At 43.8% G+C, this 21,864-nt stretch carries 15 protein-coding genes; 6 read left to right on the forward strand and 9 right to left on the reverse strand.

The window, feature by feature from the left end; all coding sequences use genetic code 11:
- Nucleotides 1-73: 73 nt before the first annotated feature.
- On the reverse strand, nt 74-850 hold the full coding sequence (locus MJ595_RS14595) for a hypothetical protein (RefSeq protein WP_263078689.1): 777 nt from the start codon (nt 848-850) through the stop codon (nt 74-76).
- 133 nt (nt 851-983) lie between these two features.
- A complete protein-coding gene (locus MJ595_RS14600; RefSeq protein ID WP_263078690.1) occupies nt 984-1,871 on the reverse strand; it encodes a PHP domain-containing protein in 888 nt (295 codons plus the stop codon).
- A 211-nt stretch (nt 1,872-2,082) separates the two neighbouring features.
- Between MJ595_RS14600 and ispZ the strand changes: the two genes are divergently transcribed.
- From ispZ to MJ595_RS14620, 4 genes are all read left to right on the forward strand, one after another.
- Nucleotides 2,083-2,658, forward strand: coding sequence for a septation protein IspZ (gene ispZ, locus MJ595_RS14605; RefSeq protein WP_263078691.1), 576 nt, complete (start codon nt 2,083-2,085; stop codon nt 2,656-2,658).
- A 3-nt stretch (nt 2,659-2,661) separates the two neighbouring features.
- Nucleotides 2,662-2,961 (forward strand): YciI family protein, encoded by a 300-nt coding sequence (locus MJ595_RS14610; protein ID WP_263078692.1) that lies wholly within the window; start codon nt 2,662-2,664, stop codon nt 2,959-2,961.
- On the forward strand, nt 2,958-3,635 hold the full coding sequence (locus tag MJ595_RS14615) for a TIGR04211 family SH3 domain-containing protein (protein ID WP_263078693.1): 678 nt from the start codon (nt 2,958-2,960) through the stop codon (nt 3,633-3,635). The genes MJ595_RS14610 and MJ595_RS14615 overlap by 4 nt, the downstream gene beginning before the upstream one ends.
- 256 nt (nt 3,636-3,891) lie before the next feature.
- Nucleotides 3,892-4,527: an O-methyltransferase gene (locus MJ595_RS14620; RefSeq protein ID WP_263078694.1), complete on the forward strand. Its 636-nt coding sequence runs from the start codon at nt 3,892-3,894 to the stop codon at nt 4,525-4,527.
- A 68-nt stretch (nt 4,528-4,595) separates the two neighbouring features.
- On the opposite strand, the gene MJ595_RS14625 is transcribed toward MJ595_RS14620, so the two are convergent.
- From MJ595_RS14625 to MJ595_RS14635, 3 genes are all read right to left on the reverse strand, one after another.
- Nucleotides 4,596-4,775, reverse strand: a complete 180-nt coding sequence (locus tag MJ595_RS14625) for a hypothetical protein (protein ID WP_263078695.1) — start codon at nt 4,773-4,775, stop codon at nt 4,596-4,598.
- Between the two features lie 54 nt (nt 4,776-4,829).
- On the reverse strand, nt 4,830-5,144 hold the full coding sequence (locus MJ595_RS14630; protein WP_263078696.1) for a BolA/IbaG family iron-sulfur metabolism protein: 315 nt from the start codon (nt 5,142-5,144) through the stop codon (nt 4,830-4,832).
- 75 nt (nt 5,145-5,219) lie between these two features.
- The gene (locus MJ595_RS14635; protein WP_263078697.1) at nt 5,220-5,780 is read right to left on the reverse strand and encodes a 2Fe-2S iron-sulfur cluster-binding protein; all 561 of its coding nucleotides are present in this window, start codon (nt 5,778-5,780) and stop codon (nt 5,220-5,222) included.
- A 249-nt stretch (nt 5,781-6,029) separates the two neighbouring features.
- Between MJ595_RS14635 and MJ595_RS14640 the strand changes: the two genes are divergently transcribed.
- Nucleotides 6,030-7,547 (forward strand): fumarate hydratase, encoded by a 1,518-nt coding sequence (locus MJ595_RS14640; protein ID WP_263078698.1) that lies wholly within the window; start codon nt 6,030-6,032, stop codon nt 7,545-7,547.
- A gap of 74 nt (nt 7,548-7,621) precedes the next feature.
- Here MJ595_RS14640 and MJ595_RS14645 read toward each other — a convergent pair whose 3' ends face one another.
- Both MJ595_RS14645 and MJ595_RS14650 read right to left on the reverse strand, forming a co-directional pair.
- Nucleotides 7,622-14,059 carry a hypothetical protein gene (locus tag MJ595_RS14645; protein ID WP_263078699.1) on the reverse strand — a complete coding sequence of 2,146 codons (6,438 nt, stop codon included), beginning with the start codon at nt 14,057-14,059 and terminating at the stop codon, nt 7,622-7,624.
- Between the two features lie 484 nt (nt 14,060-14,543).
- Nucleotides 14,544-17,399, reverse strand: a complete 2,856-nt coding sequence (locus MJ595_RS14650) for a valine--tRNA ligase (protein WP_263078701.1) — start codon at nt 17,397-17,399, stop codon at nt 14,544-14,546.
- A gap of 400 nt (nt 17,400-17,799) precedes the next feature.
- Between MJ595_RS14650 and MJ595_RS14655 the strand changes: the two genes are divergently transcribed.
- Nucleotides 17,800-19,602, forward strand: a complete 1,803-nt coding sequence (locus tag MJ595_RS14655; protein ID WP_263078702.1) for a hypothetical protein — start codon at nt 17,800-17,802, stop codon at nt 19,600-19,602.
- A gap of 51 nt (nt 19,603-19,653) precedes the next feature.
- Here the strand turns inward: MJ595_RS14655 and MJ595_RS14660 are convergent, their stop codons facing one another.
- Entirely contained in the window at nt 19,654-20,085 is a 432-nt protein-coding gene (locus MJ595_RS14660; RefSeq protein ID WP_263078703.1) for a DNA polymerase III subunit chi, read from the reverse strand.
- Nucleotides 20,086-20,187: 102 nt separating this feature from the next.
- Nucleotides 20,188-21,678 (reverse strand): leucyl aminopeptidase, encoded by a 1,491-nt coding sequence (locus tag MJ595_RS14665; protein WP_263078704.1) that lies wholly within the window; start codon nt 21,676-21,678, stop codon nt 20,188-20,190.
- Nucleotides 21,679-21,864 lie beyond the last annotated feature (186 nt).

Genomic DNA, 21,864 nt, shown 5'->3' on the forward strand with positions numbered 1-21,864 from the left:
CTTGGTAAACTCGACAGGTCCGTTGATCGTCAGTGTACCTGTTCCAGAACTATCGCTTAGATCAATGTCTCCATTAATAATGGTTGTTGCTCCCCCCCCCCAGGTTTAAAGTGTTAACGTCGATAATGTCTCCCTGCACTATCGAGCCATCAATAATTGTAAGAGTATCATTGTGGTTTGAGGCACCAAGAATATCTCCAGTAATTTGACCACCTTCAACCAACATCCTTAAGCCTGATTGTGCCTGGCTAAAATCGATAGCTGTATCCTGGTTGCTGGAAACTGTTCCATAGATAACGAAGTTTGCCAGAGGATTCATCAGGCCTGCGCTGGAAAATTCAATTGCGGCATCATTGATGGAGTGCATGGTGCTGCCACGGTGCAAGGTCAGTATACCTTTCATGGTGTCTTCAACAAGCAGTACCTGATTGTTGGATGTCAGGGTAGTGGCCCTTTTGCTGCCTATGGCACTACTGCCGATATCAATGGCGACGCTGGATGGATCACTGTTGCTTAGATGAATTAATGGTGCATTCAGGGTTGTAAGCGCTCCATCTATTGAAAAAGAAAAATTATCGGTTTGGCGGTCATAGCGGATAAATGTGGTATCAGCGAGAGACCTGGCATTCATATCTAAAGCAAGTGAGCCATCGTTGGTATTAACGACATATATTTCTGGATTATTGGTTAATACTTCTATATCGGTATCTATTTGGTATAGATAGTCTAGGGGGGCATTGAGTATTGTTGGATTTGATCCATTAATATTGGCCAATGCTGGACTTGAGGTATTAACAGATAAAGCAATAATACTGCCTATGGCAGCTGCTAGCGCTTTTTTGGTAATCATTCTCACATCCTTGTGATTTATTTATTTCCCGCCGTTGGCGGCGAGGTTAAAGGGCATTAAACTTCTTGGGTACAAATATTAAGTATTACTTTATTTTGCGTTCAAGCTCAATGGCAGGTGGTCCATTAAGCCATTACCAGTCCTCCCAAACATAGCTAATGCTATCGGGTGTTTTTGGCAGTCGTCCCAGCTCAATCCAGGGATTATCCGGGGAGTGAAAGTCACTGCCCTGAGAAGCCTTTAGCTGAAATTCATGGCAGAAACCAGCCAGTTGCTGTATCTGGCTGGCCGGGGTATTACCACTGGCAATCTCCAGGGCATGACCTCCGGCTAATTTAAAATCTTTTATTAATGCCCTGAGTTTGGTTCTGGTCATTCCATATTTGCCCGGGTGGGCAAGTACGGCGGTGCCCCCTAAAGCCCGGACCCAGGCCACAGCCTGGCTGGTGGCAGGCCAAAAGGCCCGAAGGTTTCCCAGTTTTGAATTGCCAAGCAGTTTTTTAAAGGCTTCCTGTTCACTCTTTACATAACCTTCCTGCTGTAACCACCGGGCAAAATGAGGGCGGCCTGTTTGTATGAGTTCTGTGGGGAGATGAAAGTCATCAGTACCAGAAATAAAGGTTGATTTAGCCAGTGCTGTTACCCCGTGTATGATGTCATCCTGTGTCAGGCCACTGTTAAGGTGGCGAGCCAGCCGTTTGGCTATATGAAGTGAACGTTGATGTCGAGCCTGGCTTTGGCGTTGGACTATTTGGTTTAGGTCAGGGGTGTTGAGAGGGAAGTTTAATCCGACAATATGGATTTCCACACCGGACCAGGCAGTGGATAGTTCGATACCGGTAATCAGCCTGGGGCCGTCAGGAAGGTGGGTGTTGAGTAAAAACTCACAGGCAGCTACGGTATCGTGATCAGTGATAGCCAATGTCGTGACACCCTTTTTATGGGCTCGCTGGTAAAGTTCCAGGGGACTAAGGGTGCCATCTGATGCAGTGGTGTGGCAGTGTAGGTCAATCTGGTTCAAAATGAGCCTGTGCTGGATGTTATGTACAATGAAGCTAATTATACCCATGGTTGAAAATTTGTTTTAATCAGCTTCTTCAATGGGTACCCTTTGCCTTGGCTCTGTGAGCATATATGCTTCACATAGGTGTATTATCCGGCCCGGAACTGAACGTGGGTTTACTCTGGATCCTCTGATCAAGATCAGTATTGTTCACTCTTATTGGCTAATTATGAAACAGTTTATTGATTTTATTCCCCTGATTGTCTTTTTGCTGGTCTATAAAATGGACCCACGGGTTATCAGCCTGTTCGGGAACGAGTTTGAGCTTGGAGGGCCTTTTAGTGCCACAATGGTGCTGATGCTGGCCTCAGCGGTGGTTTATGGGGGCTTTTATCTCAAGGAGCGTACCCTGGAAAAAAGTCAGGCTATTACCTTGGTGGCTGTTATGGCCTTTGGAGGCCTGACACTGGCTTTTCACAATGAGTCTTTTTTAAAGTGGAAGGCACCCATTGTGAACTGGATTTTTGCGGGTGCATTTCTGGCTAGCCAGTTTGTAGGTAAAAAACCACTGATTCAAAGAATGCTTGATCATGCCTTGACGTTACCTGACTCTGTTTGGTTGCGCATGAATTTGAGTTGGGTGGTGTTCTTTATTTTCCTTGGAGCTGCCAATTTGTTTGTGGCATTTACTTTCCACAGCATTTGGGTGGACTTCAAGGTGTTCGGTAGCCTGATACTGACCTTTCTCTTTGTTATTATTCAGTTTCTTTTTATATCCCGGCATATACGTACAGAGGAAAAGTAACGGATGATTTATGCCATTATTAGCGATGATGTTGAAAACAGCCTGCCACTGCGAAAGCAGGCTCGAGCGGCTCACCTGGCCAGGCTTAAGGTACTGAAAGCTGAAGGGCGGCTGGTGTTGGCTGGGCCGTGCCCGGCTATTGACAGCAATGATCCGGGCGAAGCAGGTTTTACCGGTAGCCTGGTGGTGGCTGAATTTGAAAGTCTGGAAGCGGCTCAGGTCTGGGCTGATGCTGATCCTTATATAGAGGCTGGTGTTTACCGCCGTGTTATTGTCAAGCCATTCAAGAAAGTGTTGCCGTGAAGTTGATTAAAAAAACAGTGACAGCCCTGCTTTGCAGCTTGCTGTTTGTGGGTTCAGCTGTGGCTGAGAGTCGCTATATTACTGATGTTATTTATGTGCCCATGCGGGCGGGCCCGGGTAATCAGTATAAGATCGTTCACCATGGCCTTAAAACAGGCACTGAAATGAATGTGCTGGAATTGGATGCGGGTAATGAGTTCAGCAAGGTAGTCACCCCCTCTGGTCTGGAGGGTTATGTTCGTACCCAGTATCTGCTGAAAAGGCCCCCTGCCAGAATGTTGCTCCCTGAGGCACTGGCGCGTGCAGATAAAGCGGATAAAGACCGTGAACAGCTGTTACGGCAATTGAAGGCCAAGGAAAGCGAACTGGCTACGCTGGAAACCAAAGTCAAGACAACCAATAAGGATCTGGAAGCGCGGCAGGTGGAACTCAAGCGAGTGCTGGATATCAGTTCTGATACATTGGCTATTGACCAGCGCAATAAACAGCTGGTTGAAGAAAACCAGAGGCTTAAAAATCGGGTTCAAATACTGGGGGCGGACAATGACCAGTTACAGCAGGAGAGCAGTTATCGTTGGTTCCTGTACGGTGGAGGTACTATTCTCATAGGCATTATCCTTGGCCTGTTGCTGCCAAGAATCAGGGTCAGGAAAAAGACAGCTGACTGGGTGTAGCTTTCTGGTAAATCCCTGGTTATGGCATTGAGTTTTTTGCCACTGCTCCGGGAGTGGAGTCTGTCTGCTGAAGCTTGTGCTACTCTCAAAATGGGAGTTGTTGTACCCGGGGTAAGGAGGCGGGCGAGCCTTCTCCCGGGTTGCTCCCGCCGCTAATTTGAAGACTTTCTTTTTCTACTGTTTCCTGTGACATAACTCTTTCCTGTTGATTCTGTTTCTGCAAGTTACCCTATTCTGTTGATCTAAGAGACTATTTATGGACTGTTTGGTTAATCCATCTATAGAGCAATACTGTGAATTAATGACCGGCGGTGAGTCTGATGTGTTACAGGCATTAGCTCAGGCCACCCGTGAGCGAACCCGTTACCCTGACAATATGTCTGGTCGGCTGGTGGGACAAACCCTGAAATTGCTGGCTGCCATCAGCAATAGCAAGTCAGTTCTGGAAATAGGCATGTTTACGGGGTATGCCGCCTTATCCCTGGCGGAAGGAGTGCCTGAAGAGGGGATTGTTTATTGTTGCGAATCCAACCCCCGGGTCATTGAAATTGCCCGGGAATTCTTTGATCGCTCTCACCATGGCCATAAAATCCAGGTGCTGTTCGGCAAGGCCCGGGATACCATTGCCAAGATTAGCTGTGAGCTGGATATGGTATTTATTGATGCCGATAAAAAGGCTTACGCTGATTATTTTGAAATAGTATTGCCGATGTTACGAAAAGGTGGGCTCATCATTATTGATGATGCACTTTGGAGGGGTGGGGTGCTTGAACCCAGGGATGAGAGAGATCAGATTATAGCCGATTTAAATAAACATATTTTCAAACGAGAGGATGTTGAAAATGTCATATTGCCAGTCAGACATGGACTTAACATTGTCAGAAAGTTATAGCCTGACTCCTGGCTAACGGCTATTCGCAGGGGACAGACAGAATATGGATGTTGTTTAGGCGAGCAAGCTTATGCTGATGGCGGCATAATAAGCCTTGGCCAGCGGTTATTTTTATGATTGCTGTGAGTGCAGGTTTCTGTAACCACATAGATCCGTAGAAACGGGTTATCCGTAGCGATCAGACCCTGGATAAACTGGCCGGGTTCCAGAAGGTGCCAAACGCTGTTGCCAAGGCTGTCTTTTTCCATAACACCTCCACACATCGTTTAATAAGCCCTTAAGACACCTGGCACAGGGATGTCTCAGTGGTTGCTTCCTCCCTTGCAGTCAGGTGTGTCCGGTGCTTTTTTTAATCGGTCGTGCCATTCACTTTCAGTATAGGTATGCAGAGCCAGGGCATGGATATCCTGCCTTATTTCATTGGCAAGAATGCCATAAACCAGCTGATGCCGCTTGACGGGCATTTTGCCAATAAACTCGTCACTCACCAGAATGACTTTAAAGTGTGATTCGGAGCCGGGTGGAACATTGTGCAAATGGCTTTCATTTATGACTTCCACGTGGCTGAGTCTAATAGATGATTGCAGTTTCCTGCTAATGTGCTCTTTCATACTCATTACATCTCCTTTCCGGGTTAATACTGGCAACAGCCCCTAGCCTAGCAGGAAATATAAAGTGAGAAAATCCTGGGATCAGTCATTGCTATTTTCGATGATTTTGATCATTAGTTGGACGCCGGGTGTTGCATGTTCGTATATCCAGGCACTCAGGGGGTCTCCGGCTTTTCTTTCCAGGGCTATTTTTATCTCATTACTCTCACCGGATACGCTTTCCACAGGGAAGTGACCAGTGAGGTTGTCAGCAAAGCACAGGCTAAGCAACAGGGAAGAGGATAAGGTATCAGTGGCGACAGGAAAGCGGGTGGTTAAAGTCAACAGTATGCGGGTGGGGGTTAACATTTCCTTTGCAATAATTGTGGCAGGCATCTCATCCCGTTGAATATATTCGATATCAAGATTTTCTGACACGGTACTTTGGCAGGCAAGAATATACCCTTTTTTTATTTGCAGAGGGGTTAAGGAACGCTGGCTTCCTTCAGGAGGCAGGCCGCTTTTCAATTTAAGCAGGCAGGAGTGGCAGACACCGGCGCGACAGGAGTAGGGAATCCTTATTCCCTGTCTTAACAGGCCATCGAGAAGGTTTTCATCCTTATCAAGCTGGCAGGAATGACCAAAGATATTAATATAGGGCATATTCAAATGGGTTCCATAACTTGTTTTTTTATCCTGTCATAGATGAAGAGTTACGAAATTTGTTGTTTATCAATGTTTCCCCCTGAAACGGTTGGTATAATTTCAGGCTGGAAGGGCTTGAAGAAAAGAAGTACTCATTTCATCATTCCGGGTGATAAACAGGCTATGTTTAAAAAGCCCTTAAGTTGTCTTTAAGCTTATAATCAGAAATAAGGTTGGCGTCAATACCATGGGTGAAGGAATACGTTGATGAATGTAATTCGTGAAGAAGATGTTGTTCAGAGTGTAGCGGAAGCGCTTCAGTTTATCTCCTATTATCATCCTGTTGATTTTATCCAGGCTGTTCATAAGGCATGGGAAAACGAACCCTCGAAAGCGGCTAAGGATGCCATGGCCCAGATTCTGATTAACTCCAGGATGTGTGCCATGGGCAAGCGCCCGGTTTGTCAGGATACGGGCATTGTCACTGCTTTTCTCCGAATTGGTATGAATGCCCGCTTTGAAACAGACAGAACCATTGATGAGCTGATTAATGAAGGGGTTCGCCAGGCCTATACCCATCCAGACAATGTTCTCAGGGCTTCCATTCTTGCTGATCCGGCGGGTGCCAGAAAAAATACCAGGGATAACACGCCAGCGGTGATTCATATCAGTATGGTACCGGGTGATAAAGTAGAAGTTGATATTGCGGCTAAAGGGGGAGGCTCCGAGAATAAATCCAAGCTGGCTATGCTTAATCCCTCTGACAATATTGTGGATTGGGTCAGGAAAACTGTCCCGACAATGGGAGCAGGCTGGTGCCCTCCAGGTATGCTGGGCATTGGTATTGGAGGCACGGCTGAAAAGGCTGCGATTCTGGCAAAAGAGTCATTGATGGATCCTGTGGATATCCATGAGTTAAGGGATCGTGGCCCGGATAATAGAATCGAGGAGCTGCGCCTGGAAATTTTTGATGCAGTGAACAGTCTGGGTATTGGTGCCCAGGGATTGGGTGGCCTGACTACGGTGCTGGATGTAAAAATCAAGGATTATCCAACCCATGCCGCCTCTTTGCCGGTTGCCATGATTCCGAACTGTGCCGCTACCCGCCATATCCACTTTACCCTGGATGGCTCAGGCCCTGCGGTATTAACGCCCCCCCTGTTAGAGGATTATCCCCAGATCGTTCAGGAGGTGGATGATAGTGTCCTGAAAGTCAATCTGGATACCGTTACCCATGATGAAATAAAAAGCTGGAAGCCCGGCGATACTATTTTACTGTCCGGTAAACTGTTGACCGGTCGGGATGCAGCCCATAAGCGTATTATTGATATGCTGGCCAAAGGAGAAGAGCTGCCTGTGGATCTTAAAGGCCGCTTTATCTACTACGTAGGGCCGGTTGACCCGGTTCGTGATGAAGTGGTTGGTCCTGCGGGTCCAACCACCTCTACTCGAATGGATAAGTTTACCCGCACCTTGCTGGAAGAAACCGGCCTGTCCGGTATGATTGGCAAGGCTGAACGTGGGCCAGCGGCCATTGAGGCCATCCGTGATAATGAGTCAGTCTATCTGATTGCTGTGGGCGGTGCAGCCTACCTGGTTTCCCAGGCCGTTAAAAAAGCGGATGTGGTGGCTTTCCCTGAACTGGGAATGGAAGCCATCTACGAGTTTGATGTGGAAGATATGCCCGTAACGGTAGCGGTTGATCATACCGGGGATTCAGTACATATCACCGGACCGCAGATTTGGAAGAAGAAGATTGAGGCAGAGGCTTTAAGAATTAAGTAAAAAAATCCCTACTCTTCAAGGTAAGAGTAGGGGAAGTGTTTTTATTGGTAACTTAGGTTATTTTTAGCTTCATACTAATCTTGATGTGGCTTTGTATTTCCTGAAAGTACTTTTACAGCGGGTTGCGCCATAAAATAGCTCATAAATCCGCCTTTATACTGATCCAGTTGGAGTAATAGCGGAAATACTTCTACCAGGGTACTTCTTTTTCTAAGGTTTATATTTGATAAAGAGCTAATCCTTTTTTCGACTTCCGCTTGATCTGCACGGGTTTGGGAAAGTGTTTGAGTGATGGAAAGAGGCTCTAAATCACCATGGCTATTGATACTGTGTAAATTTTCGTTTCTACAAGGGTTGTGGTGGATCTGTATCAAACCCTGAGTACGTTCTTTAAGCTGCCAGGCTAGAAACTGATGGTGAGCTTGATGACTGGTTAGATGTTTCTTGGCATTTCGCCAGTCTTTCATAAGGTTTTGTTCTTCAAGCATCAGGTGGGCATCTATGAACTCTGCAAGTTGGATAAGACCACCAGAAGCGCATAAGCCAATTTTTTCCTTCATAATTTTAAGGTATTGATCTGCGGGGTTTTTACTTTGTCGTAGCGCACTATAAAAGCTGGCTTCTACCATTTTAAGTCCGGTTTGTCGTGCTGGAGGGGGTGTGTTTAGCATATTTAAATGGCTTTGCTGGGAATTTCCAGCATCAACAACAAACCCTTCTACAGCATCAACGCCACCTGCAAATGTCATTTTTGCAGGATCACCAGATTTTATTTGAGACCTGTTCCAGGGGCCTGTGACGCCATTTTTTAAATTGCCTAATGTTGTTTGTGTATTATTTCCTGGATGAGAAGCACGTTTTGATCCAGCTAGCCTGGAAGACTTTGAAAAGCAAAAGATGGATGAATTGGCTGGTATTTTTTCTTTGACGGTTCTATCGCTAATGTCAACAGTTTTTAGTTCTTGATCGTAGGCATTACGACCAGCAGCCCATCCAGATCTATTAAAGGCCTTTATTCCTTTTTTTAGTGGCTTACAAAATACATTATCAATTCCCAATACTGCTTGTTGAACAGAATACCCCAAGCCTAATGATCCCAGGCCACAACAGAGACAGCTCATGGTTTTATCACATGATCGATAGGGTATAGGAGTAATATCCTGTCCTTTAGATAAATAGCATGCTGGTTGCGTCCCATAAAATTTTTGTATACAGCTTAGGTCAGCAGCATTAAATCTTTCAGGCGAATAAATTTTTGAGATGGCTCGACTGCTTGAATCATGTTTTTCTTCAGCATTGGATTGAACTATAAATTTTGAAATTTCACCTACAGCTATCACACCATCTAAAAAAAGTGCGGCAAAACGGCCAAATTTTGCGTAGTTGGAATCCTCTACACAAGTATTTAGGGTTTCTTTAAATGTATTATAAGGAACCGTCCGGGTTCCAGTACCAATAGATCTTCCCGCAGCTCCCACCATTCTACCAATTACTGCCTCTATATATTGGTGAGGATTATAGCCAATGGCTGCTTCAAATGGAGAGAGACACACTCCTCCGCAGCAGCAATAAGCTATGGCTGATGCACTGTTTCTTGCACATGGAGATTGATTTAAATCACAGCATTTACTAAAGCATGCTTCAGTGAGACGGTTAGGGTATGATGCAATGCATGACACCGCATCATGAACCCGGTTCCAGGTGTCATAGCATGAGTCAGTACAGGCTTTTTGGCTTAACTGCCCGTCTGTACGACATTGGCATCCACAGGTTTGTTTATAGATTGATTTTGCGCCTGTCTCCATTTTTAAATAATGTTCACAATGAAGCGCTGGAAGAGTACCGGTTATTAAACCCAGTTTCTCCAATCGCAGCGTTTTTTCCATAATGGACAATTGGTCACCAAACCACCCTGCACTTTGTATGAGTCCTGTAACAGTCGCAAGCGTGGTAGAACCAATATTTAATCTAATGATGCCATTGGCATTTGCGCCAAATGAACCGTGGTTTTCTTCAGATATCTGGTGCAGTTCAGTATGTATTGCATGGCTTTGATTTGCCCACTGGGTAACCGATGCTAATGGATTAAATGTACCCGCATCATTAATGATGCGAGGAAGGGTGGTATTTATTCCGGCAGCTGCCTCTAAAGCCATAACCGTTTCTGCTGATCTTGTACTGTTTGCTAAGTCACTAGCTCTTGTTTCTAATTGATGTGTTTGATCCAGTATCAGGTTCCCATCCTGTATATAAAGTCCTGTCAGTATGCTCCAGGTCAAGTACACAGGTAAAACAATCTTATCTTGTTCGGCAGACCAATCAACAGTATGTCTGACCATATTGGCTATTTTTTCCCAGTAATAATCCAGTCCCCCCCTGGAAAGGACTGCTTTCATCTTCAATAAAACCTTCTCTCGCTTAACTGGAGAAGACATGTTATTTCTATATTCAGAATAGATTTCTTGAAGTTTTATAAATGACTCAGGTCTTTGTATTTTTTTAATTTGCTCATCTAATGTGTCTGGGACATGTTGATTTTTTGCCTGGGTCATCAGGTGACCAAGATGAGTTCCTGTGGCATTGACATAATCGGAAAATAGTTTAGAGGACAACTCAAATAGCACTTGGTTGTAACGGTTAGGTAATAGAGCTGTTTTTGTTGCTGAAACCAGCGTATGCCAGGGTAATCGGCATTCTGTTAGCGGTGTCATAACCCAGCGGCGCAATCTACTTTGTGTTGGCTCGAGAGTTGTGGGAGATGCTAGCCAAGTAAAGCGAGCATCTTCTATTTCAGGGGCTGGGATAGAGGGTAAAGATAAGATATTAACAACAAAACTATTTTCTTCGAATGTATGTAATGTTGTACTTTTGACATAGTCACAGGTAGCAACGGCAAGAAAGCACTCTCTTAGCAGTTTGTAGCCACTGAAAAAAGTTGTTAGCTCGGGCTTGGTGACATCACTTGGATCAAATGCTCTGAGATTGGGTGCTTCAACCAGATCAAGGTCATAATTCGAAAAGTAATTTGTAATTACAGCTTTCCATGCATCAGATGATGCGCTGTCAATGACCTCAAATAAGCGTTCTTTTATTTTGTGTTGTCTGACAGTTGCATCAATTAGTAATTTTACAATATCAGATGGGTATAGTTGTTTCTTGTTGCTATGTTCATACTGATAGTGGTCGGCTCGACTCAAATTATGGAAGTGATTTCTGTAGTTAAAAGTAGTACTATAATGCGCCTTCAGTTTTCCTGTAACTGGACATGCTCCTGTTGGATCTGGACTATCAGCGATAAGTTTTTGCCATACGGATTCGATATGCTGTAAATGCCTTTTATTATCATCATCTGTATTGCTAAGAGACTCCGTTGTAGTTTGAATACAAAGAGCTATAGCCATTTCAGTTAAAAACTGAATATGATTAATCGTTTTTGGAGTGACAACCATACTATTGCAAGTTGGAATGGTTTCCACACCCTTGTTAGAGTGCTGTTCTCGACCTAGCGACAAAGGATGTGTGAAATTGTCATAAAGTTTAAGCCATCCAGATGCATTAACAAAATGAACGATATCAGGTTTACTCCATTCTAATACAGGTCGTTCCCATCCTTGCCAGCTCCAGTCTTTACAAGGCCACTGTAGTTTTTTCCAGAAAATGGCTTCACTGAATGATTTTAGCTTGCCTAAAAGCTTTTGTGGCAAACTGATAACAATCTTTGCTAAAACGGGTGAATGAAGCTTTTGTTTTGCAAGCTGTTGATCTACAGGCCAGTACCGTTCTTCCCTTTTTTCAGCAAAGGCCTCTCTTTTTTTAAGATCAACAGCTGCCTTTATAAATTTTAATATGTAGTGCAAATGGCCGAAATTACTGTGCTGTCCATTTTTACTAATATAATCGCAAAGTGCAGCTAATGGATTGAGAGCGCTTTTCTCTATTATTTGTGATCTTGAGTTATGTAATCTTTGATAAGTATTATCTAAAAGTTCATTTAAATCCCTAAGAGAGTCAGTGACGTGATCGCTATTAAAAAGAGGGTTTGAATGTACTAACATTTCTTGATTAATGATTTGAGAAGAAATCGCTAGTGCTTCCATGTTTAGTATTGGATTAAATTGAAATTCACGATCAATATGATTAATCCAATGGGTTATTTGATAAAGGGTATTGGCTATTGTACTTAGTTGTGATACCCAGAGGGGAAAAGGACGTTGAGGGTTGAGGTCTGTCGTGATGATGTTTTTTAGATGGCATAGAGTATTATTTAATGAATCCAGGCCATTATTGTAATTTATGATATGACTATTTTCCAATTCAGTTAGCGCTATGGCTATTAGGTTAAAATAATAAGAAATTATTGAGTTTTGTAACAATAATTGGAGAAAATTGCGTTTGTCACAGTTTTGTTGGATAAGGTGTTCATAGTCGTCAGCGATCGCTAAATATTTTGGGTTTAGGTTGGATCTTGCTGGTAGAGCTTCTTTTGTATTCTTGAGTATGTATTTTAAGTGATGTTTTAGGTTACTTTGGTCTATGTAGGAGTCAACTAGTTTGCTGTCTCCTTGATGAATGATCGCCACCATAATGTATGAGATAAATTCTTGAAAGTCATGGTTAGGTTCGAAGTGACCCCTTAGTTCATTAGCGAGTAAATTCCATAATTCATCTAATAATTTTGAAGGATTTTCTGCATTTCTTAGAGCTCTTTTGAATTCTTCTTCTTTTAATGATGGCAAATGCCTTGCCGTAGAAACTTCTACAGACTCTGGTATGAAGTTTTCTTTAATATATTTTACGTATTCTTGAAACGTATTAGTGATGAATTTTTTTTTAGGTGGTCTGGCCAAATGTTTTTTTAGTCTTTGATTCTCCCATTTTAAGGCAATGTTTGTTAATCCTTTTTGGAGGTGAACGCACCACTCATTACCTATTTTTCTTAGTACTCTCATATGGTGGGAGCTAATGATATATGGAGACATTAGCATTTCTGTAATTAAGTCGTTTATTTCGTATTTAGCCAAATTGGTCTGTGTACGGGTATCCCATGAATGATATAGGGGGGGGTGGCAGGCTCTTTTGCAGGTGTTATGGAGGGCTGTTAGGCATATTTCTTTTTTCTCGAGTGCCTCTTCGTTAAGAAGGTTGAATAAATTTCGAATAAAATTAATGTGATGTTTAAATTTATCTTTTTTTGTAGGTGTTGCACGAACTAGTATATCACTTAGTCTTGTTATTAACTTTGCTGATGTTCCTTCAAAATCATATAAATCAAAATATTTATCATCACTGGAAGTCAAGGTTTCTTGATGATCTTTATGCAAAAAATAGCGTGTTTTATGATTGGTTGAGGTTTTTGTTATTGCTGCATCAGGTATTATTGTCTGTTTTGAGGGGGAAAAGTATAAGCTGTAAAACCAAAGCATCTGTGGCAATAATCTTTTTTCCTGACAAAAATCAAGCAATATTTTTTGAGTCTGGGATAGTTCCTTATCTTGATGGGCTTCACATATGGTTTCGAGAACCCAATGACTATAATTTCCTTGTTGAATAGTGAACACATCAACACTTTTTCGGATTTTATCCTCCAATTGTAAAAATAAATCAGGCCATTCGCAATAGTCATATTCTACATAGTTCTGAGGTTGAGTTGCTTCTTGTTGTTGTTTATATAAATGCAAGGCATCTTTTTGAAACCGCGTATATATTTTTTCAGGTAATTTGTAAGCTATGGTCAGTTCCGGTGGTATCTCTCTTTGTAAAAGTCCTGGGACTGGATGTAGAGGTCTTTTCCAAAAGTCCCATGCAAACTGATTGTGTAAAGAGCCAGTTAAAATAGCAGGTTGTCCAATATTACCTTGTACTATAATGGGCAATATTTCACCCGATTTTAACGGTGTGACAACAAGAACTGGAGGGGTTCTTGGTGGTTTTTTTGTGAGGGCTTTTGTTGTTCTTGAACTCACTCTGATATAATTTGCAGAGGGTTTGTATTTTTCAGAAAAGTGTTGTATTAATGCATCTGGCATTGATTCAGCATGTATGAAAAAATAATAATCTGCTGTTTTATTACTGCCTTTTGTTTTGATTAAAATCTTACAGTTTTCATAATCTAAAGGTTTGTTAAGGAAAATTTTTCCTTTAAGGGTTGTAGGTTTAAAAGAAATGCTTTTTGAATTGGTTTGTAGGCTATCTTCAACTAGCTCTATTCCGGTATGTGCGCTTTGGGTATATAATAAAGTTTCCTCAGTTGTGTCAATATCAGAGAATGCAAGTGTGGTACTTACTATACTAGCTTTTAACTCCTCGGTAATTTCCCATTCAAAAAACCAATCGTTTTTTTGTATGCTAGGATCTTTCAAGCTTTTTGATTGCATTGGGATTGTGATTGCAGGTGCATTCTCTTGAAATTCAATAATGGAAATAGAGTCAACTAGCAGTGCTATTGTATTTTTGCTTATTAGTAAAGATACGAGGAAAATTGCAAGTAGAATATTTTTATTTACATTTCCCATGGTATTGCCATATAGCTGTAGGGTGAATGATGTTTTTTGATAAATAATTTGGTGGTGGGTATGATCTGCTATTATTGAATAGAACTTAAGCCTTAAGTGCTATTCAGTTAAACAGGTTGAACGCTACGCTGGTCTAATTTATCTTTAGCTGGCTAGGAGTTTAGAATGACTACCTAGAGGTAAAATCTATAAATCCTGTTATGTAAAAACATTTATCTTCTGGTTTTGCTCTCTCTCTAAAAAAATTAATTATGAATAACGGATTTTCTTAGAAAATAAACTTTACGTGATTTTTTCTCACTGCTGTTTTTGATATCTTTCATAGTGCTATCAATACTTAGGTAGTATGTGAATATCTTCTATGATACTAGATTAATTTAAATTTGTAATTGTTTTTTTAGTAATTATATGAGATAAAAAATATTTTTTTAAAATAGCCGATAAAATCGGCTATTTTAAATTGTTAGTCAAATGCCTTTTAGCGTTAAAGCGCACTAATCGCTTCTAGTTGCTGCTCTAACGTAGCTTTAGCGGATTTGGCATCCTCCAGCTTGGCTTTTTCTTTCTCCACAACATTGGCAGGAGCCTTGCTGATAAAACGCTCATTATTCAGCTTGCCTTCGAAGCGCAGCACTTCTTTGGCCAGCTTTTCTACTTCCTTGGTCAGGCGCTTGATTTCAGCATCCTTATCAATCAGCCCAGCCATAGGTACCAGCACTTCCATTTCACCGACCAGCTGGGTGGTGGACATAGGTGCTTCTTCCCCTTCACCCAAAATCCTGATACTGGCCAGCTTTGCCAGGGACATCAGGAAAGTGCGGTTCTGCTCAAGACGGCTTTGGTCGTCTTTGGAGGTGTTACGCAGGATTACGTCTAATTGTTTAGCCGGGCCAATGTTGAGCTCGCCACGGATATTACGAATGCCCACAATAAAGCCTTTCAGCCATTCAATATCCTGTTCAGCCTGTTCGTCTATCTGGCTCTGGGTTGCCTGAGGGAAGGCTTGCAGCATCAGGGTTTCACCTTCAACGCCAGCCAGTTCCTTGATGTTTTGCCAGATCTCTTCAGTGATATAAGGCATAAAAGGATGTGCCAGGCGCATAATGCTTTCCAGAACACGAACCAGTGTCTGGCGGGTGCCCCGTTTGCGTGCTTCTGGTGCGCTTTCATCCCAGATTACCGGTTTGGACAGCTCCAGATACCAGGCGCAGTATTCATTCCAGATAAAGTCGTACAGATTCTGGGAGGCATGGTCGAGCCGGAACTCACTCATGTTCTTTTCAATCTGGGCTGTGGTCCGTTGCAGCTTGGAAAGAATCCAGCGGTCTGCCAGGGTGAGTTCGATGTCACCGCCGTTTTGACCGCAATCCTGGCCCTGGGTGTTCATCAGTACATAGTTACCGGCATTCAAGATTTTGTTACAGAAATTACGGTAACCCTCCAGACGCTTCATATCCCAGTTGATATCACGGCCGGTGGAGGCCAGGGAGTACAGGGTATAACGCAAGGCATCGGTGCCGTGGGCGGTAATGCCCTCAGGGAAGGTCTTGCGGGTGTTTTTTTCGATTTTGGCAGCCATCTGGGGCTGCATCATATTACCGGTGCGCTTGGTGACCAGGCTTTCTAGATCGATGCCGTCAATCATATCCAGCGGATCAAGGACGTTGCCCTTGGACTTGGACATTTTCTGACCCTGTTCATCACGAATCAGACCAGTAACATAGACATGCTTGAACGGTACCTGGGGTTGACCGTCTTCGTCTTTCATAAAGTGCATGGTCATCATAATCATCCGGGCAACCCAGAAGAAGATGATATCAAAGCCGGTGACCAGTACATCAGTGGGATGGAAGGTTTTCAGGCGCTCGGTGGCCTCTGGCCAGCCCAGGGTTCCGAAGGTCCATAGTGCAGAAGAGAACCAGGTGTCCAGAACGTCGTTGTCCTGTTTCAATGCTATGTCTTCGGCCAGGCTGTGTTTAGCCCGGACTTCTTCTTCATTACGGCCAACATAGACATTGCCTTCCGCATCATACCAGGCAGGAATACGGTGACCCCACCAGAGCTGACGGGAAATACACCAGTCCTGGATATCACGCATCCAGGAGTAGTACATATTCTCGTATTGCTGGGGAACGAATTTTATACGACCATCTTCAACCGCTTCCAGAGCCGGTTCAGCCAGGGGCTTGGCACGCACAAACCATTGGTCGGTGAGCAGCGGTTCAATAACCACGCCGGAACGGTCACCGTAGGGCACGGTCAGGTCATGATCCTTAATCTCTTCCAGCAGCCCGGCGGCTTCAAAGTCAGCCACAATCTGCTTACGGGCAGCAAAGCGTTCCAGCCCCTGGTATTTTTCAGGAATGGTGGTATCTACGCTGGTATTGGGCGTACCGTCCATATTGAATGCCTGGCCCTGATTGCAGATATCGCCATTCAGGGTCATCACGTTGATCATGGGTAAGCCGCAGCGTTTGCCCACTTCATTATCGTTAAAGTCGTGTGCGGGTGTTATTTTTACGCAGCCAGTGCCTTTTTCCATATCCGCATGCTCATCGGCAACGATAGGAATACGGCGATTAACCAGGGGCAGCATAATGTCTTTGCCAATCAGGGCCTGGTATCTTGGGTCTTCCGGATTAACGGCAACACCGGTGTCACCCAGCATGGTTTCCGGACGGGTGGTGGCAACAACAATATAGTCTTTGCCTTCAGCGGTTTTCTCACCGTCAGCCAGTGGGTAACGCAGGTGCCACATATGGCCCTTAACGTCTTTATTCTCTACTTCCAAATCGGAGATGGCGGTGTGAAGCTTGGGATCCCAGTTAACCAGGCGCTTGCCACGATAAATCAGGTTATCCTCGTACAGTCTGACAAAGACTTCCTGGACGGCTTTGTAGAAGCCTTCGTCCATGGTGAAGCGTTCACTGTCCCAGTCAACAGAGTTACCTAAACGGCGCATCTGCTGGGTAATGTGGTCACCGGATTGCTCCTTCCATTCCCAGACTTTTTCCAGGAACTTCTCCCTGCCCAGATCATGACGGGATTTGTTTTCCTCCGCAGCCAGTTTCCGCTCCACCACCATCTGGGTGGCAATGCCAGCGTGGTCAGTACCCACCTGCCATAAGGTATTCTTGCCTTTCATGCGCTGGTAGCGGGTCATGGCGTCCATAATGGAGTGCTGAAAAGCATGGCCCATATGCAGGCTGCCGGTGACATTGGGAGGCGGAATCATAATGGTGTAGGGGGAACCTTCACCGGAAGGGGCGAAATAGCCTTTTTCTTCCCAGGTCTGATACCGGGCGCGTTCGATGGAGTGGGGTTTGAACGTCTTTTCCATAATTCCAGAAGTCTTGTGGATAAGGGGATAAGTAAACCGGGCATTATACACTTATCAGTGGGCTAATGGCTAAGTGGTAAATCAAAATAGGGGTAAGATTGGGTTTTTCAGGTGAGAAAACCGCGATATCCTGTTGAGCTAAATCACGTCCAGTCAGAAAGCCGTAATTTTATAAATTAGTGTAGGAACGCTTTAGAAATAGCTTCGCTGGATAAGCAAGCTATAACTATCCGGTTTTCAAACGGGTTACGGTTTAGATACTGCAATAATGAATCGAACAGTATTATTGGCAACTTTGAATAATAAGAAATTGCTACAGTTCGAAATGATATGATGATTAAAGAATGAGGGTTTAGACTATCTGGGCTTCTATTGATTTACCGCTATTGGAGGTTTATTAATGTTGTTCAGGAATGCGGGTATTGGATTATCTATTGTTTTTAATAAAATGATTTTATTTGCTGTGATAGCAGGCTGCTGCTTTTCAGTTTATGCACAGAGGGTTTATATCTATTTTGATAATTTGGAACAGCGAGCTACTGATGGGCAAAGAATAAAGGTTGTTAGAATGGAAGTTAAGTCTGGTGAAGATGATGATTCTGCTTCGACTTCTGATATGGCTAATAAGGGAGATGAATTAAAATTATTAAAGCGAAAATGTAAGAAAAATAAAAGCAGGGTGGTTATTCCAGAAAAACGTGCCAGGACGAAGTCGTCCAATAGTGAGGAGTCTACCAATAACCTGGCGGCAATATGGCCGGGTGTCATCAATAAGATACTGAAGGCCAGTGCTGAAAATGGTAAGAACTCTGGTGATGATTGGGTTAGTTCAGTGTCTTTAAAGGAGGGGGAGTTCAGTAGAAGTAAAAGTGGTGAATATGGATATGTCTTTGTGAGTAAGCCCTTGATGGGGGATGACGTATTGGATATGGCTCAGCGGCAGTCTGTGTTTTTAACGCCCAGGCAGGGCGTGTGTAATCTTTGCAAGGTTGCTTTTTGGGATGAAGATTCTAAAACAATTCATATTATGAAGGAAGGAGGAGAAAGTGGTGATTATCAATTGTGTTCAGTGTGTATAGACAGGACATTCCCAAATGTCAGCAATTTTGTCCCTCCTTGCTTGTTTGAGCCGATAGTGGCATTGGATTACATATGGGAGGGTGTATGGCTTAAAGAAACGGATAAAGTAGAGCTTGCCAAGGTAAAGGAGAGTGTTCGAGAGAAGAGGAAGCGGGCTATGGAAAGCAGAATTCACTCTATTTATGACTGGAATGGTTTGATCCGTCCTCATATTTTTATTATGAAACATCTAATGTTTTCTGATTTGTTGCCAGTATCAATTTCTAAAAAAATAAAAAAGCATTTGGATTTCTTTATGAAGTATTTGAATGATTATGATCGGAAGGATGACGTATTATATTATGTAAAAAAAGGGGGGGGTGATCACCCGTTTTCTTGCTCTTTTATAAATGATATAGGTGTTTTTGATTGTGGCGTATTTGATCATTCTTTTGGTTTGGAAGGTTTTGGTATTGAAAAGGAAATAGAATATTCAATTATGGAAAAACGATCTGTTTATGAAAATATAAAAAAAGAATTGATGAAATTGGGTGCTAAAGATTATAAAAAATTAGTTGAGTTAATAAACCTTTATTTTTTTGCCAGTGCCAGTGGAACTTTCAGGATTGACATGATTCCAGCGGATTCCTGGCCATGCATGCAGTGTGGGACCTATATGGGGCTTGATCCGGATAATCGAGGATGTGGAGAACCTCTTGGTGGTTGCACGGGAGGGTGTGGAAATAATGGTTGTCTGTTCTGTTTTCGGGGAACAGTCAATCTGTCATCGTTAATGGGAGAGGGTGCCAGGGTAGTAATAAACGGGTTGTGGCCAGAAGGCTGCCTGGCGCATCAGGATGGTCGAAAAGTTCGCTGCGGTGAAATGATTGGTTGCTTAAAGGCCATAGAGAAACAAAAAGGTATTTGTATTCCTTCGGGCGTTAGGGGAAATAAGCTGAAGGAAAGTTTAGAACATTACAGAAGTGGCGTCTTAGAGCATATAGGTGAGTTTTCAGATACCTATTTACCTAGCTTTAGTGAGAATGCCAAGAGGCGCATTCTAATGTGGTTACATAATGCAAGTGTACCAGTTATGTCACAACCTGAGCTTAAAGACGATGAAATAGTAGGCGCTACATACTGACCACGTGCTATTTATTGTGTAGGGCTATTATTATCATCAGGCTCAGGGAGGTTACATCTTATAAGTCTTTGGCTTAATGCCGGCCTGCTGGTACATGCGGAATTTTTTTCGTGAAAGCTCAGTGCTATTGGCATCCTGGGTTACAATCTCGCATATCCGCTGAAACTGGTGATAGAAGCGGGGGAGGGTTGTAGCCATATTGATCAGCATTCCTGAGGTTTGTTCGTCTGGCTGTGCGTCATGACCAATGGTTATGGGGGCTGCTTTTTGATGGGCTGAGTCTTCGGAGAGGATAGCGTGAGGTAGAAAGCTGTCCTCGCGCCAACTCCACAATAATTTATCCATTTGCTTACTGGCTATTGAATCGTCCATTTGAAGATGGACAGAATAGCCTTCATGCCAGGCTTTATCCGCCAACCGGCAGGCAAAGAGGTCTGCTGTCATGGCATCAGAGGAGAGTAAATAAAATATAACTTGAGGCATAGCGGTAATTCTATCATAGCCTTTGGGCAGCTTATAGACGGTGGTTAAATAGCCGGAATAGAAAGCTGTCAGTTATTTAACTGACAGCCTTTTGCTGTAAAACTACTTCAGCTTATTGAGTAAATACTGAACCAGCATAGGTACAGGACGCCCGGAAGCCCCTTTGTTTTTACCGGAAGCCCAGGCGGTGCCGGCTATATCCAGATGTGCCCAGGGGTAGCTTTCTGCATAGCGGGAAAGGAAGCAGGCGGCAGTAATAGTGCCACCAGGACGGCCACCAATATTCGCCATGTCGGCAAAATTGCTGTCCAGCTGTTCCTGATACTCTTCTCCCATGGGCAGCTGCCAGGCTTTATCGGCAGCCTGGTTAGAAGCACTCAGGAGTTCTTCTGCCAGCTCGTCATTATTACTGAGTACACCCGTAGTGTGATGGCCCAGGGCTATCACACAGGCTCCAGTGAGTGTTGCCACATCAATCACGGCTTCAGGCTTGTAGCGCTCGGCATAGGTCAGGGCATCGCACAGTACCAGGCGGCCTTCCGCGTCAGTGTTAAGAATTTCAATGGTCTTGCCAGACATGGACTTGACAATATCGCCCGGACGGGTGGCCTTGCTACCCGGCATATTCTCAGCGGCAGCAACCATGCCAATAACATTCAACGGCAGGTCCATTTCAACAATGGCATTCATAACGCCGAAAATACTGGCGGCACCACACATGTCAAATTTCATTTCATCCATGCCTGCACCAGGCTTCAGGGATATACCACCGGTGTCAAAGGTAACGCCTTTACCGAGCAGTACCAGAGGCTTGGCACCACGCTTGCCGTTTTTGAACTCCATCATGATCAGCTTGGCTTCCTGTGCTGATCCGGCACTGACGGAAAGTAGTGAATGCATACCCAGGTCATGCATCTGTTTTTCGTTGAGTACCTTGGTGGTCAGTTTTGCATGGGTTTTAGCCAGTGCCTTGGCTTCATCGGCAAGATAGGTGGGATGGCAGATATTACCAGGCAGGTTGCCCAGGGTTCTGGCTACATTCCTGCCTTTGCCAATCGCCTGGCCTTGTGCCACGGCCTCTTTTACGGCATTAACCGTTTTGCGGTCAGTTAACAGGGTGATTTTCTTCAGTACGTCAGCACTTTTTTTCGGTTTATCGCTCTTGTAGTCATCAAAACGATAGAGACTATGTTCTATCACTTCCACAAACTGTCGGGCGATCCAGGATAATTCCTGGCCCTTCACCTTAAAATCATCAATGGCAATCACTGCATCTTTAACATTGGCTGACTTTAAAGTACTGATGACATGCCCTACCAGTTTTTGGTATTGACTAACCGTCAGTGGTTTATCGTCTTCCCCTGTGGCAACCATCAGCAACCTTTCGCTGAGCGCCTCCGGGACATGCTGAAGCAGGAGTGAATGGCCGGGCTTGAAGGTGATATCCCCTCGTTTAATAAGGCCGGTAAGGTATCCATTACTCAGTGTATCCATAGCCTGCATAGCAGGGAGTTGGGACGTCTTCTGGACACCAACAATCAGGCAGGCTGTCTTCTGTTTTTCAGCGGCACCACTTTTTACAACAAATTCCATGATTGCTCCAGGAGGACAACTTGTCCGTATTAAGAGATAATAGTTGCAGGATTACGTTGAACTCGTTATTTCACCAGAGCTCAGGACGGATGTGAATGCTTTTTATCGTCTTTTTTTAATATATAGTAAAAAATAACTTGATCCTGGCTTGATCAGGCTATTACATCCGGACAACCATTTTGTTTT

The organism is Endozoicomonas sp. Mp262, from assembly GCF_025643335.1.
In the GTDB taxonomy this organism is placed as follows: domain Bacteria; phylum Pseudomonadota; class Gammaproteobacteria; order Pseudomonadales; family Endozoicomonadaceae; genus Endonucleibacter.